The organism is Pseudomonas sp. MD195_PC81_125 (assembly GCF_014060985.1).
GTDB lineage: Bacteria > Pseudomonadota > Gammaproteobacteria > Pseudomonadales > Pseudomonadaceae > Aquipseudomonas > Aquipseudomonas parakoreensis.
In genome coordinates this window covers 1-1,155 of record NZ_JABULD010000281.1, presented here as the reverse complement: position 1 = coordinate 1,155, position 1,155 = coordinate 1, and the positions used below count along the sequence as shown (strand labels likewise).

At 53.8% G+C, this 1,155-nt stretch carries 2 pseudogenes; both read left to right on the top strand.

What is annotated here, in order from left to right:
* A pseudogene (fusA, locus tag HT737_RS12305) lies at positions 1-883 on the top strand (elongation factor G); the annotation flags it as partial.
* Positions 884-914: 31 nt separating this feature from the next.
* Positions 915-1,155 (top strand): annotated as a pseudogene (locus HT737_RS12300) (GTP-binding protein); the annotation flags it as partial.

The following is a 1,155-nucleotide window of genomic DNA, read 5'->3' as shown; positions in this document are numbered from 1 at the left end:
TCGTATGGACTTCCCGGAGCCGGTTATTTCGGTTGCCGTAGAGCCTAAGACCAAGGATGACCAGGAAAAAATGGGTATCGCACTGGGCAAGCTGGCTCAGGAAGACCCGTCTTTCCGCGTTAAGACTGATGAAGAGACTGGTCAGACGATCATCTCCGGCATGGGCGAGTTGCACCTGGACATCCTGGTTGACCGGATGCGCCGTGAGTTCAACGTCGAAGCCAACATCGGCAAGCCTCAAGTTTCGTACCGTGAGCGCATCACGAAGAACTGCGAAATCGAAGGCAAGTTCGTTCGCCAGTCCGGCGGTCGCGGCCAGTTCGGTCACTGCTGGATCCGTTTTGCTCCTGCTGACGAAGGTCAGGAAGGTCTGCAATTCCTGAACGAAGTAGTAGGTGGTGTGGTTCCTAAGGAATACATCCCGGCTATCCAGAAGGGTATCGAAGAGCAGATGAAGAACGGCGTTGTTGCCGGCTATCCGCTGATCGGCCTGAAGGCTACCGTGTTCGATGGTTCTTACCACGACGTCGACTCCAACGAGATGGCGTTTAAAGTGGCTGCTTCCATGGCGACCAAGCAACTGGCCCAGAAGGGTGGTGGTGAGTTGCTCGAGCCGATCATGGCGGTAGAGGTTGTTACGCCTGAAGACTATATGGGTGATGTAATGGGCGACCTTAACCGTCGTCGCGGCATGATCCAGGGTATGGAAGACACAGTGTCCGGCAAGGTTATCCGTGCCGAGGTTCCACTGGGTGAGATGTTCGGTTATGCGACCGACGTTCGTTCCATGTCCCAGGGTCGCGCAAGCTACTCTATGGAATTCAAAAAATACGATACGGCTCCGTCGCACATCGTCGAATCCGTAACCAAAAAACAAGGCTGATTCAGCCCCTTTAGGCTAGGAGTTAATTGTCGTGGCTAAAGAAAAATTTGATCGTTCCCTACCGCACGTCAACGTTGGCACCATCGGTCACGTTGACCACGGTAAAACCACTCTGACCGCTGCTCTGACTCGCGTCTGCTCCGAAGTTTTCGGTTCGGCCGTAGTTGAATTCGACAAGATCGACAGCGCTCCAGAAGAAAAAAGCTCGCGGTATCACCATCAACACCGCGCACGTTGAGTACAACTCGAACATTCGTCACTACGCTCACGTT